Source organism: Exiguobacterium flavidum, assembly GCF_003344535.1.
In the GTDB taxonomy this organism is placed as follows: domain Bacteria; phylum Bacillota; class Bacilli; order Exiguobacteriales; family Exiguobacteriaceae; genus Exiguobacterium_A; species Exiguobacterium_A flavidum.
On sequence record NZ_QPKS01000003.1, the window covers coordinates 39594 to 61800 of the forward strand.

A 22207-nucleotide genomic window follows, 5' to 3' on the forward strand; every position below is an offset into this window, starting at 1 on the left:
CTTGACTCCTCCCTACAAAAAAAGCCGTCACACGAGGTGACGACTTCAGTCTCATTATTTTACTTCACGGTGAAGTGTGTGCTTGCGGAGACGTGGGTTGTATTTCTTCAACTCAAGACGCTCTGGGTTGTTACGCTTGTTCTTTTTAGTGATATAAGTACGGTCACCAGTTTCAGTGCAAGCCAAAGTGATTTTAACGCGCATGGGATTCCCTCCTATCTAGCTCTCGATGTATCAAGTGTTTTTGCTTTACATAAGGTTAAGCATACTCAAGTATCGTACCAAGAACGCGAGGGAAATGCAACCATTCATCCGTTCTTTTTCAGATTCGTCAATCGTGCATATGGATTTTCAATGTCCGCAGTGAAGACGTCTGGTTTCAGTTTCATATGGTAGTCGGATACGAGTTGCTCCTCAAGCTCCTTGCGCCCTACGAAAACGAGATCGGATCGTCTGATCGCCTCGCCCTCAAGCCGCTTGATTGCGACGAACAGACCGCCGCTTCCTTGCGGTGTCCGTTCGCTCTCGACATCATGGACAGTCGAGACGAGCGGTACGTCGAGATGTTCAGCGAACGCTTGAGCAATTGAAGACGACTCCATGCTGAAGTTATGGACGAGCCGGAAAGTCACACCTTTCGCAAGTGCCTGTGCTTCACGCAGAAACGCGAGGTTGAGCGCAGCGAGCTGATTGTACGTCTGGACGAGCGGAAGACCGGTCGGCTTCGTCTTGTAGACATGGACCCCGTTCTCATGACGATACGAGGATTCCCCTTCCGACAGGACGTACACGTTTTCTCCGGCGGCAGCTAAGCGTTCAGCGAAATGCCGGAAGGCTTGACCGCGCTCACCATTCCCGTATCCTAGCCCGATCAACAGGACAGCCGCCTCGTTCCATTCGGCCGGACGCTCTGCACCGACATAGTAGTCGTGCGACGTCAGGAAGACGTCTGGCTCGATGTCCTCATCCGCGAGGAAAGGATAGTCATTGAATCGCTCAGTCAACCAGCCGTCTGTCAATTTTCCTTCAGTGAGCATGCGTTCCGTCTCCTCGAATCTCCGGATATGTTCCCGGAAGCGCTCTGCTGCATACTGGGCAGTCGTCTGTCCATCGAGGATGAATGGCCAGTCGCTCGAGACAGCGAGCAGATATTCACGCACGAGCTGACGTTTCGCTTTCAGGACGAGCGGGTCACGTCTACGGTCTCGCGCCATCTGCCCTGCAAGTCGTTTCTCGAGCTGATGGAGATGACGAATCATCCAATCATTGCGCTCGTTGATCCAGACCTCGCCATATCCTTTCCGCCCCCAAGTCGACATCGAGACATGGACGGTCTCGATGTCCTGGAAGTGACGTTCTAGGAACATGGCAGGGCTGATCGATTCGATTCCCTGCTCCTCGAAACGCTCCATCGCCTTTCCGAGGAAATCAGGTCCTTCAAACCACCAGTGACCGAACAGTTCCGCATCGAATGGAGCCGTGACGAGGAACGGCGGGAAGTCCTGGCCGCGGTGCTCATCGAGATGCGCAGCAAGCGCCTGAGCGAAGTCTGCAGCATGCTCGTCAGTCCGTTTCCATGCCCAGTCCCGCACATAGAACTCCTTCTCATCCGTCTTGCCCGTCACGCGGTGCAATTTCAGACCTGTGTCGAACCGGAGTCCTTCCGGGTGCATGAATTCGGCGATTTGATCCCATTCCCGGTCGTAGGCGAGGTCGCGATAGAACTCGCGGTAGTCCGGATGGCCCGGATACCCGATCACCGAGCTCCAAATCCGACCGGAAATGATCTGATCGCGCGGGAACAATGCCACGCCATGAGGGGAATAGACCGGAGCACCGATACCGTGCTTAGGAGACGGATCAGCAAAGAGGACGGCATGTTCGTCGACGAACGTGTAGCGAATGCCTTCTTCGTACATAATCCGGTCAAGGCCCGGCGTAAAGGCGCATTCCGGCATCCAAAGCCCCGTCGGACGGAAGCCGTAATGGCGTTCGAAACAGTTCAATCCGGTCTGGATCTCAGCACGCGCCGCCTGTTCGGAGAACATGTGCGGACTGAACCCGTGTGTCGCAGTACATGTGATCAGGTCGAGATAGCCTTGTTCCTTATAGTGACGGAACGCGCGATTGAGGTTTCTTCCCCAGTACTCGAACGTCACGCGGAGATCCTGATAGCGCTGTTGGTAAAACAGCAGCGCATCCCGTTCCTCCGCCGCCAGTTCAGTGGCCAACTCTCTTTCGATCAGCAGGAGCGTATCATCGAGGTGTTCGACGTAACGTTCACCGATCAGCTCATCCGCGAGCATCTCGACTACAGGCGGAGAAATGCTGATCGTCCATCCGAGCGGGCGTTGCAGGCGGTCAATCTCCCACAGGAGCGGAATATAGGTCTCTGAAATCGCCTCATACATCCACCGTTCTTCGAGTCGATGTGCTTCCTGGTGCCGTACATAGGGCAAATGGGCATGTAATACCAATGAAAAATAACCTTTGCGCATGGTTTCTTATCTCCTTCTCTCTTCTCTGTCAGTCAGCGAATACGGTCGAAGTACGAGTAGGGCTCAAGAACCTCGACCCACTCCGGCTCTTCTGCTTCGCCGTACTGCCACCGCTTCACTGGTCCTTCGAAACGTCCTTCCGTGACGGCAGCGTCCCGTGGCGTATCGACTGGTTTAGAGCGCAGGACCGGAAGGAAGTCTCCGTCGATCGTCTGAATCCCCCATTCGATGATATATGTAGTATCCGGGGTCAACGGGCGAACGAACCAAGTATTCGTCATTTCCGGCAATTCGAATTGATACGTCCGGTTGACTTCTCCTTTGCCATAGTCGCGCAACGTCGCATCGATGATCCGCAACTCTTTCCGGAAGGATTCAAAGGAAGCATGGTAATGAGCCTCTAGCGTCTTGCGCGTCAAGGCAGAAATCTCCCAGTATACGTAGAGACATGTCGGAGATTGTACGATGGCGCGGATGACGTCATCTTCGTAATGTGTAGCCATACCGAATGCATCCCTTCCTAACATCGGTTGGCCTTGGCCGGTCGACATCGTTTCTTCCGTTCGTACGAACGGTTTTTCTATCGTCTCGCTCTTCTTGTCTCGCGAACTCGTTTTCTGCGTCTCAGTCTGAAGCCCGCTCTTGCGGTATTTGCTCCAGGCGTATTTCACTTTGCCTTCCGTCGTCTCGAGCTTTTCCGCGATCTGTTTGACCGTCAGTCCCTGCTCTTTCAATTTTATGATTTTCTCTAGCATTGCCACTCACCTCTCTGTCCTTATTCACTTCTTTTCTATTCTACAAACTTGTTTCTATCCCTTCTTTGCACAAAAAAGCGAGCGGATCATTTTCCGCTCGCCCATCTTTCAGTTCAAATCGTAATGTTTTCCTTTTTCCATGTAGATCAGATGTTCACCGACATTCGTCAAGTGGTCCCCCATCCGCTCGAGGTAGCGGCAGATGTTCGTGAACTGCATCACTTCGTCGACGACGACCGGTTGAAGCGACATATGACGCATGTACTGGCGAAGCGCCTTGTACGTCATCTCATCGACCCGGTTGTCGAGTTCCTGAAGCTCCTTCGCCTTCTCGACGTTGACGTCGCGATAAGCGACGAGCGCCGTCTCCGTCATGTCGAGAAGCGTCTCGACCGTCTCCTTGAGGAGGGTGATGTCGACGACATACGGATACGTCTCGACACGCAGGATCGCCTTCGCGATATTCCCTGCGTAGTCTGCGATTCGCTCGAGGTCCGTCGCGATTTTCATCGCCGTGACGAGGTGGCGCAGGTCGGTCGCGACCGGCTGTTGCTTCGCGATCAGGATGATCGCCCCGTCGTTGATCTCAAGCTCGAGCTCGTCGAGTTCCGTGTCGTTCTCGATGACGCGCAGCGCGATTTCACGGTCATACTTCTCGAGTGCTTCCGCGACCGTCGCGATCTGTTGCATCGTCTTCTTCGCGAGGAGGAATACCTTCTCGTCGAGTACCTTCAATTGTTCTCCAAACATCGTACGGTTTGCTGCCACTTCGATCTCCTCCTAATTAACCGAATCGTCCTGAGATATAGTCTTCTGTCCGCTTGTCGCTCGGGTTCGAGAAGATGCGATCCGTTTGATCGTATTCGACGACCTCTCCGTTAAGGAAGAAGGCAGTCTTATCCGAGACACGTGCTGCTTGCTGCATGTTGTGTGTGACGATGATGATCGAGTAGTCAGTTTTCAGCTCCTGGACGAGTTCCTCGACCTTCAACGTCGAAATCGGGTCAAGGGCAGAAGTCGGCTCATCCATCAGGATGACATCCGGTTCGATTGCGAGCGTCCGTGCGATACAGAGACGTTGCTGCTGACCGCCAGAAAGGCCGTAGGCGTTCTCGTTCAAACGGTCCTTGACCTCATCCCAGATTGCCGCCCCGCGAAGGCTGCGCTCGATGATTTCGTCGAGCACCTTCTTCGACGTCACACCGTGGACGCGCGGTCCGTAAGCGATGTTGTCGTAGATCGATTTCGGGAACGGGTTCGGTTGCTGGAAGACCATCCCGACCGACGTACGCAGCTCCTCGACTTGATAGTCCTTGTCGAAGATGTTGCGGTCATGATACAGGATTTCTCCATTCGTCCGTACGCTCGGTACGAGCTCGACCATCCGGTTCAACGTCTTGATGAACGTCGACTTACCGCATCCTGACGGCCCGATGATCGCCGTGACTTCATTCTTCTTGATGTCGAGGTTGATATCCTTCAAGGCATGGTCATCCCCGTACCAAAGATTCAAATCGTTTACCTTATATACGCTCGGACGGTCGTTTCCGTTCGTTGCGAGCGTTTCTTGCTTATCGAGTTGCGTTACCTTCGTATCCATCATTCGTGCGCCTCCTCAGTTCTATCTTAGTAGCGTTTCGAGTATTTGTTACGGATCCAGATGGCGACAGAGTTCATCGCGATCAGGATCACCATCAGTACGATGATCCCCGCTGAAGCGAGATATTGGAATTCTTCTTGCGGACGGCTCGTCCAGTTATAAATCTGGATCGGCAGTGCCGTGAATTCCGAGAAGAAGCCGCTTGGTGCCCGTGCGATGAAGATCGCCGCTCCGACCATGATCAGCGGAGCCGTCTCACCGATGGCACGGGAAACTGACAGGATGATTCCGGTGATGATACCCGGAAGCGACGCCGGGAGTACGACCTTGTACGTCGTCTGCCACTTCGATGCCCCTAAAGCAAGAGAAGCGTGGCGCATTGCCTGTGGTACTGCACGGATTGCCTCTTGCGACGACACGATGACGACCGGAAGGCTCATCAGACCGAGCGTGAGAGCACCGGAGATCAACGTCGAACCGAGACTCATGTTCCGGACGAAGAACGTCAGCCCGAGAAGACCGAAGACGATCGACGGGACGCCGGCAAGGTTCGAGATGTTGACCTCGATGAAGGATGTCATCCGCCCCTTCTTCGCATATTCCTCAAGATAGATCGCAGAACCGACACCGATGAGGAAAATCATCGGGATGATCATGACCATGAGCCAGATCGAACCCATCAGCGCAGGATAGATCCCTGCACGTTCCGGGCGGCGGGACGGGAAGTTCTGAAGGAAGTCGAGTGAAAGATAACCGATGCCGTCTCGCAGGACGCCGGTGATCAGGACAGCCAGGACGACGAGACCGAACAACAGCCCCATCAGGAAGATTGATTTCGTGAACCGGTTGACGACCAGGCGTTTGCTGATCGATTGCTTGACAGCTGCCGGGTCGATGAATTTTTTATCTACAGGTTGTTTTTCTGGTAAGGCCATCTTAATACTCCTCTCTGAAGCGGCGCGTGATCCAGTTCGCGAGCAGGTTCATCGCGAGCGTGAATACGAACAAGAGCGTTCCGACCGCATAAATACTATAGTATTCTACCGTTCCGTATCCGGCGTCACCGAGGGCGACTTGGACGATGTACGCAGTCATCGTCTGGACAGGTTCGAGCGGATCGATTGCTGCCGTCGGGTTCGAGCCGCCGGCGATCGTCACGATCATCGTCTCACCGATCGCCCGGGAGATTCCGAGTACGATCGAAGCGATGATCCCTGAGAGCGCGGCCGGTACGACGACCTTCGTCGCGACCTCAAGGCGTGTCGATCCGAGGGCGAGGGCACCATCGCGAATTTTTTTCGGGACGGAACTCATCGCGTCTTCAGAGATGGAGGCGATCATCGGGATGATCATGATCCCGACGACGATCCCCGGGCTGAGCGCATTGTAGATGGCAAGTCCAGGAATCAACTTTTCAAGAAACGGGGTGACGTACGTCAAGGCGAAGAAACCGAAGACGATCGTCGGTACACCCGCCAGGATTTCAAGGATCGGTTTCAGGATACGGCGCATCTTATCCGATGCATACTCGCTTAGATAGATGGCCGATGTCAAACCGATCGGCACGGCGACGAGCATCGCGATCACGGTGATCTCAAGCGTCCCGACCACGAGCGGCCAAATGCCATACTCCGGCTGGGAGTTGAGCGGATACCAGTTCGTGCTTCCGAAGAATTGGCTGAACGGCACCTTTTCAAAGAAGTGCTCTGTCTCGAGCACAAGCGTGAGGATGATGCCAATGGTCGTAACGACCGATACGAACGCACACATGAACAAAACGATCGGCATTATCCGTTCCATGACGTTCTTGACACTATGTTTCTTTTGTCGGTTCTTTTTTATCAGCTCACGAACCGAGCCATTCGTTTGTGAATTCATTATTTTCGCTCCCTACTTCATCACTTAGACATGAGAACGGGGCCCAAAAAGGCCTCCCTTTTTGGACCGTTCTCCTGCCAGTTGCTTATTTCATAGCAGCTTCGATTGCTTTTTCGTTCTCATCATATTTTTCTTGCGGCATCTTGATGTAGCCTACTTCTTCCGCAAGGTCTCCAGCGTTCTCGTTCGTGAACTTCACGAAGTCGGCAACCTGCTCTTTTTCTTTGAGCGACTTGTTGTTGACATACGTGTAGATTTCACGCGAGAGCGGGTACGAGAGGTCGTTGATCGTCTCGTGCGTCGGTGCTACTGCGTCCGCGCCTTCTTTCGAGAGTGGAACTTCCTTCAGCTTATCCTTGTTCTCTGCATAGTACGCGTATCCGAAGTAGCCGATTGCACCCTTCGTGCCTTCGACACCTTTGACGAGGACGTTGTCATCTTCAGAGAGCTGAACGTCTTTACGCATGTCCTTCTCGTCAAGCACCTCTTCTGAGAAGTAGTCGAACGTACCTGAGTCCTTACCAGGGCTGAAGAACTTGAGCGGTTCAGCAGGGTACGATGGGTCGACATCTTTCCATGTCTTGACGTTCGGGTCGAGCCAGATCTTCGAGAGTTGCTCGAGCGTCATCTCTTTGACCCATGTGTTGTCCTTGCTGACTGCGATCGTCATCCCGTCGTATGCGAGCGTGACCTTCGTGAATGCCACACCGTTCTTTTCAGCTTCCGCTACTTCCTCATCCTTGATTTCACGCGATGCGTTCGACAAGTCTGTCTCACCTTTGACGAAACGTTTGAATCCACCGCCCGTACCGGATACACCTACTGTCACGTCGACGTCGGGCTGCTCCATCGAGTACTCTTCACCGATTGCTTCCATGATCGGGAACACTGTAGAAGATCCGTCGATTGCGACCTTCCCTTTCAATTCCTCTGAACTGCTAGAAGATCCAGAATCATTTCCACAAGCTGCACCTACAACCGCTACCGATGCAATCGTAGTGACGAGTGCCGTTTTTTTCATCCAAGTCATCTCTGAATTTCCTCCTTGAGTGTGCCGCTCGTTTCGATGCGACATTAGGTCCGTTTGTTCTTACAAGCTTTATACTACCGAGGAACTATTAAAAAGAAATGAATCAAACGTAAAAGAAATGTAAAGGTGTGTGTTTCTGCGTTTACACGGCGGATTATTGTAGAAAAAAAGGTCAATCCATATGAAAAAAAGCGGAGCCAAGGCGGCTCCGCTTCATCGTTCCAGTATTGTCATTGACCTTTCGTCTGCCAAGGGATGTCCTTGACGTCGAAGTAGGCTTTGATCAGATCGTGGCCGATCCGTGAGTTGACCGCCTCTTGTTCCATATAAGGAAGGAACACGGCCCATGCCATCTCCGGATTGTCATACGGCGCCCAGCCGACGAGGTTCGAGTTGAGGGATCGGACCGGTTCCTTGCCGTTACGGAGCGCAAGACCGTCCTCACCGTAGACGCTGACCTGTGCCGTACCGGTCTTCGCGGCGGCATCGATCCCCGTCTGCGCGATGATGCGCGCCGTCCCCTGGTCGCCCTTGACGACGCGATGGAGTCCTTCGCGGACATGATCGATATGATCCTGATCGATATTGACGCGGTTCAGGTAATTCGTCTCGAAGCTGTATTCGACCTTCTTCATCGACTCCTCGGTCGAGTTCGCCGTCCGCACCTCCTTGAGGAAATGAGGCTGGACACGATATCCTCCGTTCGCGAGCGTCGAGATATACTGCGCGACCTGAAGCGGCGTGAAGGCGTCATACTGTCCGATCACGCGGTCCATCAGGAGCGTGACGCGATCGGGAATACCTTGAACCCCTTTTGCTTCATATGGAAGGTCGACTCCGGTCGTCACTCCAAGACCGAACTGGCTGTAGTAGTTCTGCATGAGCGCGGCCGCCTTGTCGACGTTCGGGCTGATCGGTCCCGTCTGGCTGTATTTCGACAGGCGCAGGGCGATCTGGAACATGTAGACGTTCGACGAACGCTCGAGCGCCTTTAGGTCGGTGATCGCCCCCATGTTGACGTAAGACTTCTTCGTCATCCCGCCAATCGTCACGGGTGCGTCCATGATGACTTCGTTCTGCTCGATCACACCGGTCTGAAGACCTGCTGCGACGGTCGCTCCCTTGATCGTCGAACCGATCTGGAGTGACGTCAGGACGTTGTTGATGGCGACATCGCTGAACTTGTTCGTCGACGTATCGAGCTTCTGTCCGGACATGGCCAGAATCTCACCCGTCTTCGGATTCATGACGACGGCATAGCCTTCCTTCAAGTAGCGGCTTCCCATTCCGCGGCCCATCTTGATCGCTTGACGCAGGATCTGATCGACCTGCTGTTGATATTTCGCGTCGACAGTAAGGACGAGGTCCTTTCCGGCTTCGCCTTCTTCACGCGTAGGCTCTCCGATCGGCTGTCCGTTGAACGTCGTGTAGACGTCGTATGCCGGTTTACCGCGGAGCAGCTGCTCATACTGCTGCTCGAGGAACGAGTTTCCGACGCGATCATTCATGCTGTATCCTTTCGCCTTGAATTCCGCCTGTTGTTCGGCTGGGATCTGGGCATACTTACCGAACAATCCGCGCAACGTCTCCTTGTATGGATAAGAACGTTCATAGAACGGTTCGACCGTCACACCCGGGAGGTCCTCAAGGTTCTCGTCGATGATCGCCATCTCCTCCGGAGATGCGCCGACCTTGACGAGCTGGGGATCAAGAGCGTAACCGACTTCCATGTTATGCTTGATCGCGATAAGCTCCAGCGTCTCATCGTCGAAGTCGATGTCCTCCTCCGTGATCGTATCAAGACGGATCTGATCCTCTTCCGATGTCGTCAGTTCCGCCTGCTGCTCTAACGAATATTTCGCATCGGCCGCTTTGCGGTACCGTTCATCCGACTCATCCTTGTTGACGGCGATCCAATAATCCTTCTTGTCCCGCTCCGTGACCTTCCAGTCGTCCTTCGGCAACTCGATGATCTTCGCGAGTCGGCTTGCGACCTCGAGCCGTTCCTCGAGTTTCGTCGTCTGAGAACGACGGTAGACGATCGAGTATTTCGAGATCGTATCGACGAGAAGGCGTCCGTCACGGTCATAGATCTTCCCGCGCGGCACCTCATACTTCGAGGCGATCAGCTCCGTCTTTTGGACCTCGCGGGCAATCTGCTCGCCGTTGACGATCTGAACGACGCCAAGCCGAAAGATCAGGATGGCGAACAATAAAAAGACGATGAAAAACATGAGATTCAGGCGGAGCGGTAAATGATTCCGCCTTCTCCCCTGAACGGTGATCCGTTTTGGCATATGTAGTTACTCCCCTATCGTTCAAAAGTCATCTCGTTTCATTATATAGAAGGAGTCCGGCTCTCACAACAAATCATTCCATTTCACACAAAAAAACCGGTCTCACGGGAGACCGGTCGGGCGCTTGATTACTTCGCGTCTGCGTAGAGCTTCGCGACGTGATCCCAATCGATGACGTTATAGAACGCCTCGATGTAGTCAGGACGACGGTTTTGATAGTTGAGGTAGTAAGCATGCTCCCATACATCGATTCCAAGGATAGGCGCCTTGCCTTCCATGACCGGCGTATCCTGGTTAGGTGTCGAGACGACTTCAAGCTTTCCGCCTTCGACGATGAGCCAAGCCCAACCTGAACCAAAACGAGTCGTAGCCGCTTTCGAGAAAGTATCCTTGAACGCGTCGAACGAGCCGAACGCTTCATCGATTGCTGAAGCGAGTTCCCCTGTCGGCTTGCCGCCATCATTCTTCTTGAGAAGCTTCCAGAAGAACGTGTGGTTCCAGTGACCGCCACCATTGTTGCGGACCGCTGCCTGGATGTCTGCCGGAAGTGCATCGAGACCTTGAAGGAGTTCTTCAAGTGACTTGTCTTCGAGACCGCGTCCCTCGAGCGCTGCGTTCAAGTTCGTCACGTACGCGTTATGGTGCTTCGAATGGTGGATCTCCATCGTACGAGCGTCGATGTGCGGCTCGAGCGCATCATATGCGTAGCCGAGTTGTGGCAATTCAAATTTTGACATTTTCATGTCCCCCTTAACCTTTTTTTCGGTAATCTCACTGCACTTCCATCCTATCAAAGATGGAGCCTTCCGTGCAAACGTTCCGCTCCACCTGTGCGTCCGAAAATCAGAGGTCACGTGGAGCGAAGACAGAGACTCCGCCTCCTGGTACTGGGAATACCCCGAAACCTTCCTCGTCAATCACGACCGGTTCCTCCTGATGGTTCGTATAATCGTACCACTCATGACCTGCGAACTGTTCACCGACGAACATCCGTTTTTCGCACATGTCGCTGTTCGAGAGGACGACGGCACAGCCTGAACCCTCGATTTCCTCGACGCCGCGGCGTACCCATCCGATACAGTGCGGGTCATCGAAGTAGTCTTCCTGATTTCCGTATGCCTTGTGGTAACGCGCATACAGCAGGGCGTCGATCATCTCTTTCTTCCCTTCGACAGGAACCGGTCCTTGAATGCCATAATAGTCGCCATAGAATACGCATGGGTAACCATCCTTGCGCAACAGAATCGAGGCATATGCGTGCTGTTTGAACCAATCGTCGATCCAGGATTCGAGCGATTCCTCAGGTTGGGAATCGTGGTTGTCGACGAACGTCACGGCATGCGTCGGATGCGACTCGACGAGCGTATCCGCGAACAGTGTCGTCAGGTCGAACTCCGCGCCCTGGTTCGAAGCCTCATGGAATTTATAGTGGAGCGGGACGTCGAACAGATCGATCATGTAGTCGACGCTGTCGAGGAAGGCACGGCAGTCGTCGAGATCGGATTTCCAAAACTCACCGAAGATGTAGAACCCTTTCGGATCGTCTCCGATCATCGATTTTGCGAACTCGTTGACGAACTCGTAGTTGATATGTTTGATTGCGTCGAGACGGAAGCCTTGGCAATTGATCGTCTCCTTGAACCAATGGCCCCAGCGAATCATCTCCTCCCGGACTTCCGGGTGGTTGTAGTCGATGTTCGCGAACATCAGATAGTCGTAGTTCCCGAATTCGCTGTCGACCTGCTCGTTCCAGTCCTTGTTCTTTCCTGATATCTTAAAGACGCCCGTCTTCTCTTCACGCGCGTCGAAATCCGTTCCATTGAAATGTGAATGGTTCCATTTGAAATCCGAATACTTATTGTCGCGTCCTTCGAAGTTGAACTTCGTCCAGGCTTCGATTTCGAACTCTTCTGAAATTTCCTGCGAGCGATCTTCCGGATGTACCTCGACGACATTGACCGTCTCGAGTTCGTCCGCTGCCGCTTTATGGTTCATGACGACATCCGCATAGACGGCGATCCCGTTCTCGTTCGCCTCATGGATGGCGTCGAGCAGTTCGTCCTTCGTGCCATATTTCGTCCGAACCGTTCCCTTCTGGTCGAACTCGCCGAGGTCATACAGGTCGTATACGCCATAACCTGTATCTTCGTCGGACTGCCCTTTTGATGCGGGTGGAATCCAGATGGACGTGATTCCTGCCTCGCGCAGTTCAGGTGCCCGTTCCTTCAGTCGTTGCCAGTGCTTGCCATCGTTCTCTACGTGCCATTCGAAAAACTGCATCATCGTATGATTGCGTTCCATCCTGTTTCGCTCTCCCTTTAAAGCTGTATTTGTGAATAGTATAGGAATATCTTACTATTTCCCAACGGAGACAAAACTAAACGCGCGCCTGAAATCAGGCGCGCGTCTGTATGGACCCTGCAGGACTCGAACCTGCGACCGGACGGTTATGAGCCGTCTGCTCTGACCAGCTGAGCTAAGGGTCCTTAACGTATATAGCGGCGGAGGGAGTCGAACCCACGACCTCACGGGTATGAACCGTACGCTCTAGCCAGCTGAGCTACACCGCCATGATAAGAACAACTCTTACGATACGAAAAAAGAAACGAATTGTCAATAAGCTATGCTAAGAAAGCAAAAAAACAAACGATTTTTTCTCATGCCTTCCCCGTTTTCAAGTATACTTTCCCTGAGACTAATGCTTATTTGGAAAGGACTGCCGTCAATGTTCGAACTGATCCGCCGTTTCATCACCCTGTCCGCCTTCCCGAACCGCAACTTCTTAAAGGCGCGCCTCGCGCCGCTTTCTGCCTACATGGGCACGACGGTCTTCCTCGCCATACTCGCCTCGGCCATCGACAGTTTCTTCGTCGTGCGGCAGATTGCCTACGTCCCTTGGCTGATTCTCCATTTCATCGGCTTGATGATCACGTTGCTGCTCTGGTTCGCGCTTTTTGCGTTGATCGTCCAAGTACTGGTCCGTATGATCTTGCCGAAGCCATGGACGTATCGCCATGCCTTCCCCTATGCCGTCGCCGCGAGCGTCGTCGCCATCCCCGTCACGATCTTATCGTTCCAGCTTTATGGGACGGAGACCGCCGCTTTGACGCTCTTCCTATTGAATGGTCTCTATGCGGTCGTTCCGCTAGTACTGGCCCGCAGAAAAAAAAGAACCTGATCATGAACGGCTGGATGGTCGTTGTTCGGTCTTTCTGGTCCACTTAATACGGTAAATGAAATATAGCCCTCTTGCTCCGCCTTGCGCCGGATTGACAGATCCCGCTCTGTCGACGACGATGGGAATGTTCACGATTCATTCTTGTTTCTCGATTTTTTCGCGGGACTCCGCTATGATGAGAGAGATAATCACTACACAATACCGGCGTTATGCCTCAAAAAGGAGATTTTCGATATGCCGAAAATGGTCCATCGTTCAAAGACTCGTCCCATCCGTGTTGGGGACCTCGTCATTGGTGGAAGCAACGAAGTCATCATCCAAAGTATGACCACTACGAAAACACATGATGTCGAAGCGACTGTCGCTGAGATCTTACGTTTAGAGGAAGCAGGGTGCCAGGTCGTCCGTGTCGCTTGTCCTGAGGAGCGCGACGCACTCGCGCTTGCTGAGATCAAGTCGCGCATCAACATCCCGCTCGTCGTAGACATCCACTTCAACTACAAGCTCGCCCTGATGGCGATCGAAGCAGGCGTCGATAAAATCCGGATCAACCCGGGCAACATCGGTCGTCGCGAGAAGGTCGAGGCGGTAGTAACAGCCGCGAAGGCTAAAAACATCCCGATCCGGATCGGCGTCAACGCTGGTTCCCTCGAGAAGCACATCCTCGAGAAGTACGGCTATCCGACAGCCCGTGGAATGGTCGAGAGTGCGCTTCATCACATCAAGATCCTCGAGGATCTCGACTTCCATGACATCATCGTCTCGCTGAAGGCATCGGACGTCCAGCTCGCCCTCGAAGCTTACCAACTTGCGTCAGAGCACTTCGACTACCCGCTCCACGTCGGCATCACGGAGTCAGGCCCGCTTCGCTCCGGTTCCCTCAAGTCGGCGGCCGGTCTCGGTGCGATTTTGTCCCGCGGCATCGGCAACACGGTCCGCGTCTCACTCTCAGCTGACCCGGTCGAGGAAGTCAAGGTCGCGAAGGAAGTCCTGAAATCGTTCGGTCTCGCAGCGAACGCGGCGACGCTCATCTCATGCCCGACATGCGGCCGGATCGAGATCGACCTCATGTCGATCGCAGCCGAGATCGAGGACTACATCGAGAACATCCAGGCGAACATCAAGGTCGCCGTCCTCGGATGCGCCGTCAACGGACCAGGCGAAGCACGTGAGGCGGATATCGGCATCGCCGGTGCACGAAGCGAAGGACTCCTCTTCCGTCACGGAGAAATCATCCGTAAGGTACCTGAAGCGACGATGGTCGAGGAACTGAAGAAGGAAATCGACGCGATCGTGCTCGAGAAGCAGGCTGCACAGGCTGCTGAGAAGGCGAATCTCAAGGCTTGACGCTCGAATTGAATCCACTATTTCGAAGACGGTGCCTCGGCATCGTCTTTTTTTGCGCCGATGTTTGCTTCACTTCCATTTTTGCGTCTCTTCCATTCATGGCGATTTATTGACATTCAGTCCTCGAGGATTGTGTAATGGATCGTCTCAGGTTATCATATAACCAATACGTTATATAGTGGAGGTTCACACATGAAGCAGACCGATCTGACTGCCGGTCCCGTCCGGAACGTCCTTCTCGCACTTGCTCTGCCGCTCGTCGGCAGTTCGCTCCTTCAATTCACCTACAGCCTCGTCGACATGTTTTTCGTCGGAGCGCTCGGCAGCGACGCCGTCGCGAGCATCGGGGCCGCAAGCTTCTATATTCTGCTCGGCCAGTCGATTCAGGCAATCATCGTCGTCGGCGCGGGCATCAAAGTCGCTCAAGCCGTCGGGAAGAAGGATGAGGCATTGGCCATCCGTCAAGTGAAGGCGGCGATGCTTGCGAATCTCGTCTTCGGCCTGTCGTATATGGTCGTCCTGCTCTTTGCCGGACGCTACCTGATCGGCTTTTTGAACATGGACTCGGATAATGTCGAGGCACTCGCCTATCAATATCTGTCAGTCAGCGCACCGATGTTGCTGTTCTCCTTTTACAACCTGTTGCATGCACGCCTCTTCTCGAGCTATGGCAACACGACTGCCGCCTTGCGTATCAACGCTGCCGGCGTCATCATCAACATGATTCTCTCTCCGATTCTGATCTACCCGCTCGGGTTCGGCGTCGTCGGTGCGGCTCTCGCGACTCTCATCGCCCAGCTCATCATGTTCTTCGCTTTTTACCGGCGAGGTCTCGCACTTTTCAAAACGTCAGTACCTGTCAAGCCGCTCCGTTCAGACTTTCGCGAGATCTTTCGGCTCGGCTTCCCGATGGCTGCCCAGCGCGTCCTGTTCACGGCCGTCGGCATCCTGCTCGGGCGAATGATCGGTTCATACGGGACTGACGCCATCGCTGCCCAGCGGATCGGGCTTCAAATCGAATCGGTCGCCTACATGATGATCGGCGGCTTGAACGGGGCGATCGCAAGCTTCACCGGGCAGAACCTCGGAGCAGGCAAGCGCGAACGGATCCATGAAGGATACAGGAGCGCAGTCCGCTTCGGGATTCTCTACACGTCTCTGATCACCCTGATCTTCCTGTCGATGCCGCAGCAGCTGATCGGACTGTTCGTCGACGATGCCGGTACGATCGAGATCGGTGCAAACTATTTGCGCATCATCGGGATCTCGCTTGCGTTCGCCTCACTCGAGATGGTCGGGAATGGTTATTTCTCGGGCGTCGGACTGCCCAAGATCCCGGCCGCGATCAGCATCATCTTCACGATTGGCAGGCTTCCGGTCGCCATGTTGCTTGAACCATATCTCGGCATTGACGCGATTTGGTGGAGCATCGCGCTGACGAGCATCATCAAGGGACTCATCTCTGCCTGGATGGTCCGACTAACGAAGAAGGAGGTGGACGACCTTGTCCACATCATTTGACCATGTACCTGCAGCGCTCAGAATGAGCGGCCTCTTCGCGCTCGAACGCGAGATGCTACGCGTCGACCCTTCCGGAGGACTCGCCTTGACGAACCATCCGGAAGGTCTCGGTGATAAAGCGGTTCATCCGTACATCACGACCGATTTCGCGGAGAGCCAAGTCGAACTGATCACACCGCCATTCACACGGGTAGAGGATGCCCATGACTTTCTCGATGCCTTGTATGATATCGTCTCGAACGAATTGACCGATGAACTCCTCTGGCCGCAATCGATGCCTTGCCGCCTGCCCGATGACGGGGTGATCCCGCTTGCCGACTTCGGGGATGCCGGTCTCGCAGCCACAGATTATCGCCGTCATCTGCTTGAAAAATACGGTGCCAAGAAGCAACTCATCTCAGGCATCCATTTCAATTTCTCGTTCCCTGACGAATTCGTCGCAGCGCTCCATGCCGGTTCTCCCGAAAGAATCGAGCAGTTCAGGTCGGATCTCTATCTGAAGCTGACACGTAACTTCCTGCGCTATCGCTGGCTCATCGTCTATCTCTTCGGCAGTACGCCGCTCGTCCACTCGACCTATGAGCAACGCTGCGTCAGTCAGATGCAGGCCTTGTCTTCCGATGCCTTTTCGAACGAAGTCGCTTTGTCCTACCGAAATAGTGATTGCGGCTATACGAACGCGGAACCGCTTTTCCCGGACTACTCGTCGCTTTCACGTTACATCGACAGTGTGCAGGCGTTCATCGACGACGGCCGGATCGCTCAGCCGAGCGAGCTCTACTCGCCGATCCGGATCAAGACCTCGAACGGACGCAACGACCTGTCTGCGCTCGCGGATCACGGAATCGAGTACATCGAGATCCGCAACATCGACCTCAACCCGTTCGAGAAGGCCGGCATCGCCCTCGACGATCTCCGATTCCTCCACCTGTTCCTCCTCTACATGGCGCTGAAGGAGGAAGCCGATTCGGACGATTGGCAGCGTGAAGCGTTCCATAATCAGCAGCTCGTCGCGAAACATGGTCTACTGCCTGAATTAAAACTTCTCTCTTCCGGCAGGGAGGTCGACTTCAAGGAGATGCGGGAGGACCTGCTCGATCAGCTCATGGCGTTCGCGAAGCATTATGAGCTCGGAGGCAGTGATGTCCTTGCGTCCGTCCGCTCTCGCCTGTCGGACACGCACAACACCTACTCACACCTTGCAAAGGAAGCAGTCCGTACATCCGGTTTCATCGAATGGTCGCTCGAGCTCGCCCGGGACTACCAGCGACAAGCTTTCGAAAAGCGCTTCTCCCTGAAGGGATACACCGACATGGAACTCTCGACCCAGATCGTCATGAAGTCGGCCATGAAACGCGGTCTTCGGACGGAGGTGATCGATCGGGCCGATCAGTTCATCCGCATCCACGGCAGGAAGCGAACCGAATATCTCAAGCAGGCGACGAAGACGTCGCGCGATTCCTACATCAGCGTCCTGATGATGGAGAACAAGACGGTGACGAAACAGGTGCTCGCTGAAGCAGGCATCCGTGTGCCGACAGGCGTCGAACTCCGGAACGAGGACGAATTGACGGCCATTCATGCCGACTATTCGTCCGGTATCGTCCTGAAACCGAAATCGACCAACTTCGGACTCGGCGTCACGATCTTCCCGGGTCGGGCGACACTCGAGGACGCGCTTGCTGCCTTTCGATTCGCGAGGACGTTCGACGACACCGTCCTGCTCGAGACGTTTCTGCGGGGCAAGGAATACCGCTTCCTCGTGATTGATGATGCGGTCGAAGGCGTCCTCCACCGCGTCCCGGCAAACGTCGAAGGCGACGGTCACTCGACGATCAAAGAACTCGTCAACCGCAAGAATGAGGATCCGCTCCGCGGCAAGGGCTACAAGACGCCGCTCGAGAAGATCGAGCTTGATGCGATCGCTCTTCACTTCCTGCAGCAGCAAGGCAAGTCGGTCGATTCGATTCCCGTGCCGGGCGAGACCGTTTTTCTGCGCGAGAATTCGAACATCAGCACGGGCGGCGACAGCGTCGATTATACGGACAGTGTTCCCGACTACTATAAACAGATTGCCGTCAAGGCGGCGAAGGCCGTCGGTGCGAAGGTATGCGGAGTCGATATGATGATTCCTGACTTGACGAGCGAAGGGGAATACGGCATCATCGAGCTCAACTTCAATCCGGCGATCCACATCCACTGCTTCCCTCACATCGGGCGTGAACGGGACATCGGCAGCAAAGTGCTCGACCTCGTCTTCAACAAGAGGACTTGATTCGCGTATAATCCTCTTTGCTCACCTGCAACGGGTTCTATGCTATACTGTTTGCAGAATTCTAAAAGGACGCAGGTGAGTCAGATGAAAATCGGAATCGATATCGACGGCACGATCACACATCCGTCATCGTGCTTCAACTATATGAACAAATATCTCGGTACGACGATCGACTTCGCGAACGCTGCCGAGTACGAACTCCACACGTATACGGACATGGAGCAGATCGAGTTTTGGGAGTTCATGGTCAAGTCCGGGCATGAATCCGGCATCTACCGGGAGTCCCTCCCGCAAGACCTCGTCAAGGAACATCTGTGGCAACTACGGAAACACTACTCGCTCCATTACGTGACGGCTCGCTCCGAAGCTGTCCGTCCAGTCACGGAGGAGTGGATCAAGCAGCATGAGTTGCCGCTCGATTCGCTCATCATGACCGGCAGCCACGACAAGGTGCAAGTCGTCCGGGACCTCTCGCTCGACCTGTTCATGGAGGACCGGCTCGAGAACGCGCTGCAGATTGCCGAGGAGACGTCGATTCCGGTCATCCTGTTCGACGCTCCATACAACAGGAAGTCCCTGCCGAGCGGTATCGTCCGTGTCAACACATGGGACGAGGCCGTGCAAGAAATCCATAAGTTCGCACCGACCCGTTAAGCAAAAGAATGGCCCTCGTTCCGCCACTGGAACGAGGGCCATTCTTTTGCTCTATCGAAACGGTCGAATTCACCGAATCAACGCTCTGCGAGATTCGCGTGCAGGAGACGGAACTGGACGTCCTCGTTCCCTTTCAGCTTCGCCTCGAAGACGGTCTCGTCCTTTTCGATGTCGTGGATCTGGACGAAGACGATCCCCTCCTTCGCATCCTGCTTTTGCTGTGCCAGGACGAGCTTGCCGTCGACCACATCGATCATCCGGTCACCCTCCTTCGCCGTCGAACGGGCAGGAAGCTTTAATTCTTTTCCTTTCATCGTTCTCAGATCGAAAATCGTCACCTCATGTCTCGGTTCATTCTCCTCTTCGTTCGGCAGCTGGACGAGCAGATCGCCATATTGCGAAAGACCGTATGAGTCCTTCCTGACGAGACGGTCCAGTTCAGGGAACGGGACGAGTTTCCCAGCTTCGAGCACGAAATGGCTCTGCGATTCCACTTCTTCCCCGTCACTGATGGTTCGCACGAAGATCGCATTCTCCCGAGTTGTCCGTTCCTGGTCGAAGATGACGGTCAAATCCCCGTTGTGAGACGTACCTTCCTCGATCATGCGCTTCGACATCCGTTTCCCCTTCAAATCGACGGTCACGATCGAGAACTTGCTCGTCACCTCCTCGTTCTGATAATCGAATTCCTCGAGCAGCAGGTCGGCGGTATTCCCGTCCGCTGAGATCAGCCGGTGCAGTGTCGCATCTTCAGCGATGTCCTGTTTCGGAATGACTGTCGTCGTCAGCTTCGATTTCTTTTTCTCCCATACTCTCACTTCGATCGTCTTTTCATTCAGTCCGTAAAGCGAGACTCGTTCCTCCGATTCCGAGACGACGTTCACATACGGTTGCCCGCGCATCAGTTCAGGATAAGCCGCGTCCATCTCGTACATATCATTCCCGAGTGTCTGGTCTGCGAGGAAGAATCTCGATGATGTCTCCACCTTTCCGTTCCCCCGGACAGTGAACCAGTCTTCATCATTAATGACCCCCGTCAGTTCGAGGCGATCTTTCCAAGAAATGTCTCCCTGTTGCTCTACGAGGCGGAATCTAAGATCCGGCTGAGCCGCAGCATAGCCGAAGAACGACCCGATCCCGATCGTGATGACGGCGAGCATTGCTGTCAAGTGCATGTATTTTCGCATAGATTTCTCCTTATACCGTTATTTTTTTCGAGACTGTCCGTAAACCGATGATGACGAGGAACGCCAGATAGAGGAAGGTGAACGCGAGGAAGAGCATCCCCTTCTCGTTCGCGAATAGATGATCACTGTTGATCACTAACAGCGTCGCCCCATATACCGCCCCAAGGATCACAAATTGAAGAAAAATACGGATGACTTTTTTTCCTTTGCGGTAAGACCGTTCAATCAAGACGAGAGTGAAGATGAAGACGATCAACAATAACGCAAACAGGTAGATGAGAGCAAAATTCGGTAAGTAGAAGTCGTACAGATACATCAGACCTGAGCGTTCGAGCACCGCCGCGATCGACACCCGCTCGAACAGCTCAGGCGGAAGCAGCAAATCATGCAACGGGGCAAGAACGAAGAACATCAGCCACTGGATTGCGACGAATCCGAACATCAGCAGGACGATCGTCGTCAATTTAGCGAAGTAGATCGACGAACGGCTTCCCGGGAGCAACAGCAGACGATATATGTAGTTTGTCTTGCCGAACCAGTCCCGATACCAGATGACGAACGCGCTGATCAAAATGACCATCATCCCTGCTCCGAGAATGAGCAGGAACGGTCCGGACGCGACGACTTGCGCGAAGGACGACTTCCCGTAAGCGTCAATCGCCTCCTGCATCGACACGCCATTCTCCCGCATGAAGGTTTCGATTTTCCCCTCGTGCATTTTTGTGATGGCTGCCGTCAAGATGAACTCAAGCAACATGAGGACGGCGACTACGATCAAATATGGTTTCGCAGTCCGCTTCAGTTCCTCGTTCGTAAGCAACAGATACTTCTTCATCGCGCGTACACCTCCCGCATCCGGTCCTGGACCGATTTTCCGTGCAGTTCCCGCATCTCTTCCGCGTCGTGTTCGTCGATGACCCGGCCGTCCTGCAGAAAGATGACGCGGTCGATCAAGTGCTCGATCTCGTCGATCTCGTGCGTCGTCATCAGAATGCCCCGTCCTTCCATGAATTCGCTCGTGAAGATCCAGGCGATTTGCTCCTTCGTGAAGATATCGATGCCTGCGAGCGGCTCGTCGAGAATCAAATAGGGACGGTCGAGCGCGAATCCGAGAATCAGGTTGAACTTCGCCTGGTTTCCTTTCGACAGGTCGGTGATCACGTCGGTCCGCATCAATTGGAACGTCCGGAGCAGACTTTCAGCCGTCTCACCGTTCCAGTCCGCATAGTGGTCGTTCATATAGTCGAGAGCATCTCCGACCGTCATATGACCGGGCATCGTCTGGAGGTCTGGTATGTAGGCGACGGCATCCTTACTGCCTGTGCCGTCGATGAGGACTGTTCCAGAGTCGAGCGGGATCAGCCCCATGATACCTTTCAAAATCGTCGATTTCCCTGCACCGTTCAATCCGATCAGGCACGTCAGCGTATTCGGTTGGACGGTGAACGAGACATTATCAAGCACGTTTTTTCTTCCGTAACGTTTCTTTAATCCGTGTACCTCAAGCATGCTGTTTCCCCCTGTTCGCGTAAGCTTGTTCGATCTTACCTACCACTTCCGGAAGCGGTGCGCCGATCGCCTGGACGGACTGAATGAATTCAGTGACTGCCGCCTCCAGAAGCTCGCTCCGGATTTTCTCGACGATTCGTTCATCCATCGTGATTCGGCTCGGTACGTTTCGTTCGGTCGTGATCAATTGTTGTTCCTCCATTTCCTTATATGCGCGCTGCGCAGTGTTCGGGTTGATCCCGAGCTGTGCCGCCAGTTCACGCCGGGACGGAATCTCCTGACCGGGCGCGAGTTCCCTCGTCGCGATGCGTTGCTTGAACAGCGCGATGACTTGAAGATAGACGGGAATCCGTTGGTCGAATTCGTAGGACATCCGGGCATCATCCTTCCTTACTGTATTAAGTGAGTAATACACCTGTTAACTGTATGATATGCATAATACACTTTTTCGTCAACAAAAAAACCACCTTTTTTGTAA

Annotated in this window: 20 protein-coding genes and 2 tRNA genes; 5 read left to right on the forward strand and 17 right to left on the reverse strand. The window is 54.0% G+C overall.

Features of this window, described 5'->3' with window-relative positions:
• Positions 1–54: 54 nt before the first annotated feature.
• The 13 genes from rpmG to DFG60_RS03575 all read right to left on the reverse strand — a co-directional run bounded on the left by rpmG (position 55) and on the right by DFG60_RS03575 (position 12628).
• Positions 55–204 carry a 50S ribosomal protein L33 gene (gene rpmG / locus DFG60_RS03515; protein ID WP_012369771.1) on the reverse strand — a complete coding sequence of 50 codons (150 nt, stop codon included), beginning with the start codon at positions 202–204 and terminating at the stop codon, positions 55–57.
• Between the two features lie 104 nt (positions 205–308).
• Positions 309–2498 carry a 1,4-alpha-glucan branching protein domain-containing protein gene (locus tag DFG60_RS03520; protein ID WP_114570365.1) on the reverse strand — a complete coding sequence of 730 codons (2190 nt, stop codon included), beginning with the start codon at positions 2496–2498 and terminating at the stop codon, positions 309–311.
• A 32-nt stretch (positions 2499–2530) separates the two neighbouring features.
• On the reverse strand, positions 2531–3253 hold the full coding sequence (locus DFG60_RS03525) for a DUF4912 domain-containing protein (protein ID WP_114570366.1): 723 nt from the start codon (positions 3251–3253) through the stop codon (positions 2531–2533).
• A 108-nt stretch (positions 3254–3361) separates the two neighbouring features.
• Positions 3362–4021, reverse strand: coding sequence for a phosphate signaling complex protein PhoU (gene phoU, locus DFG60_RS03530; protein WP_114570367.1), 660 nt, complete (start codon positions 4019–4021; stop codon positions 3362–3364).
• Between the two features lie 16 nt (positions 4022–4037).
• Entirely contained in the window at positions 4038–4856 is an 819-nt protein-coding gene (gene pstB / locus DFG60_RS03535) for a phosphate ABC transporter ATP-binding protein PstB (protein ID WP_114570368.1), read from the reverse strand.
• Positions 4857–4879: 23 nt separating this feature from the next.
• Positions 4880–5788 carry a phosphate ABC transporter permease PstA gene (gene pstA / locus DFG60_RS03540; RefSeq protein WP_114570369.1) on the reverse strand — a complete coding sequence of 303 codons (909 nt, stop codon included), beginning with the start codon at positions 5786–5788 and terminating at the stop codon, positions 4880–4882.
• A gap of 1 nt (position 5789) precedes the next feature.
• Positions 5790–6731 (reverse strand): phosphate ABC transporter permease subunit PstC, encoded by a 942-nt coding sequence (pstC, locus tag DFG60_RS03545; protein ID WP_114570370.1) that lies wholly within the window; start codon positions 6729–6731, stop codon positions 5790–5792.
• A gap of 85 nt (positions 6732–6816) precedes the next feature.
• Positions 6817–7761 carry a PstS family phosphate ABC transporter substrate-binding protein gene (locus DFG60_RS03550; RefSeq protein WP_114570371.1) on the reverse strand — a complete coding sequence of 315 codons (945 nt, stop codon included), beginning with the start codon at positions 7759–7761 and terminating at the stop codon, positions 6817–6819.
• A 230-nt stretch (positions 7762–7991) separates the two neighbouring features.
• Positions 7992–10058, reverse strand: coding sequence for a peptidoglycan D,D-transpeptidase FtsI family protein (locus DFG60_RS03555; RefSeq protein ID WP_114570372.1), 2067 nt, complete (start codon positions 10056–10058; stop codon positions 7992–7994).
• 128 nt (positions 10059–10186) lie between these two features.
• On the reverse strand, positions 10187–10795 hold the full coding sequence (locus tag DFG60_RS03560; RefSeq protein ID WP_114570373.1) for a superoxide dismutase: 609 nt from the start codon (positions 10793–10795) through the stop codon (positions 10187–10189).
• Positions 10796–10901: 106 nt separating this feature from the next.
• Positions 10902–12359, reverse strand: a complete 1458-nt coding sequence (locus tag DFG60_RS03565; protein ID WP_114570374.1) for an alpha-amylase — start codon at positions 12357–12359, stop codon at positions 10902–10904.
• Positions 12360–12470: 111 nt separating this feature from the next.
• Positions 12471–12544, reverse strand: a tRNA-Ile gene (locus DFG60_RS03570).
• Positions 12545–12554: 10 nt separating this feature from the next.
• Positions 12555–12628, reverse strand: a tRNA-Met gene (locus tag DFG60_RS03575).
• A 155-nt stretch (positions 12629–12783) separates the two neighbouring features.
• Between DFG60_RS03575 and DFG60_RS03580 the strand changes: the two genes are divergently transcribed.
• From DFG60_RS03580 to DFG60_RS03600, 5 genes are all read left to right on the forward strand, one after another.
• Complete coding sequence (locus DFG60_RS03580; protein WP_114570375.1) at positions 12784–13236, forward strand: hypothetical protein; 453 nt, start codon at positions 12784–12786, stop codon at positions 13234–13236.
• A 234-nt stretch (positions 13237–13470) separates the two neighbouring features.
• Entirely contained in the window at positions 13471–14583 is a 1113-nt protein-coding gene (gene ispG / locus DFG60_RS03585) for a flavodoxin-dependent (E)-4-hydroxy-3-methylbut-2-enyl-diphosphate synthase (protein WP_114570376.1), read from the forward strand.
• A gap of 192 nt (positions 14584–14775) precedes the next feature.
• On the forward strand, positions 14776–16104 hold the full coding sequence (locus tag DFG60_RS03590) for an MATE family efflux transporter (RefSeq protein WP_114570377.1): 1329 nt from the start codon (positions 14776–14778) through the stop codon (positions 16102–16104).
• Complete coding sequence (gshAB, locus tag DFG60_RS03595; RefSeq protein WP_232818607.1) at positions 16088–18379, forward strand: bifunctional glutamate--cysteine ligase GshA/glutathione synthetase GshB; 2292 nt, start codon at positions 16088–16090, stop codon at positions 18377–18379. The genes DFG60_RS03590 and gshAB overlap by 17 nt, the downstream gene beginning before the upstream one ends.
• An 84-nt stretch (positions 18380–18463) precedes the next feature.
• Complete coding sequence (locus DFG60_RS03600) at positions 18464–19033, forward strand: hypothetical protein (protein ID WP_232818608.1); 570 nt, start codon at positions 18464–18466, stop codon at positions 19031–19033.
• A 77-nt stretch (positions 19034–19110) separates the two neighbouring features.
• Here the strand turns inward: DFG60_RS03600 and DFG60_RS03605 are convergent, their stop codons facing one another.
• From DFG60_RS03605 to DFG60_RS03620, 4 genes are read right to left on the reverse strand one after another with little or no spacing between them, the layout of a single operon-like run.
• The gene (locus tag DFG60_RS03605; protein ID WP_114570378.1) at positions 19111–20220 is read right to left on the reverse strand and encodes a hypothetical protein; all 1110 of its coding nucleotides are present in this window, start codon (positions 20218–20220) and stop codon (positions 19111–19113) included.
• A gap of 10 nt (positions 20221–20230) precedes the next feature.
• Complete coding sequence (locus DFG60_RS03610; protein ID WP_114570379.1) at positions 20231–21055, reverse strand: hypothetical protein; 825 nt, start codon at positions 21053–21055, stop codon at positions 20231–20233.
• Positions 21052–21729, reverse strand: coding sequence for an ATP-binding cassette domain-containing protein (locus DFG60_RS03615; RefSeq protein WP_114570380.1), 678 nt, complete (start codon positions 21727–21729; stop codon positions 21052–21054). Before DFG60_RS03615 ends, DFG60_RS03610 begins: the two co-directional genes overlap by 4 nt.
• Positions 21722–22102 (reverse strand): GntR family transcriptional regulator, encoded by a 381-nt coding sequence (locus DFG60_RS03620; protein WP_114570381.1) that lies wholly within the window; start codon positions 22100–22102, stop codon positions 21722–21724. The genes DFG60_RS03615 and DFG60_RS03620 overlap by 8 nt, the downstream gene beginning before the upstream one ends.
• Positions 22103–22207 lie beyond the last annotated feature (105 nt).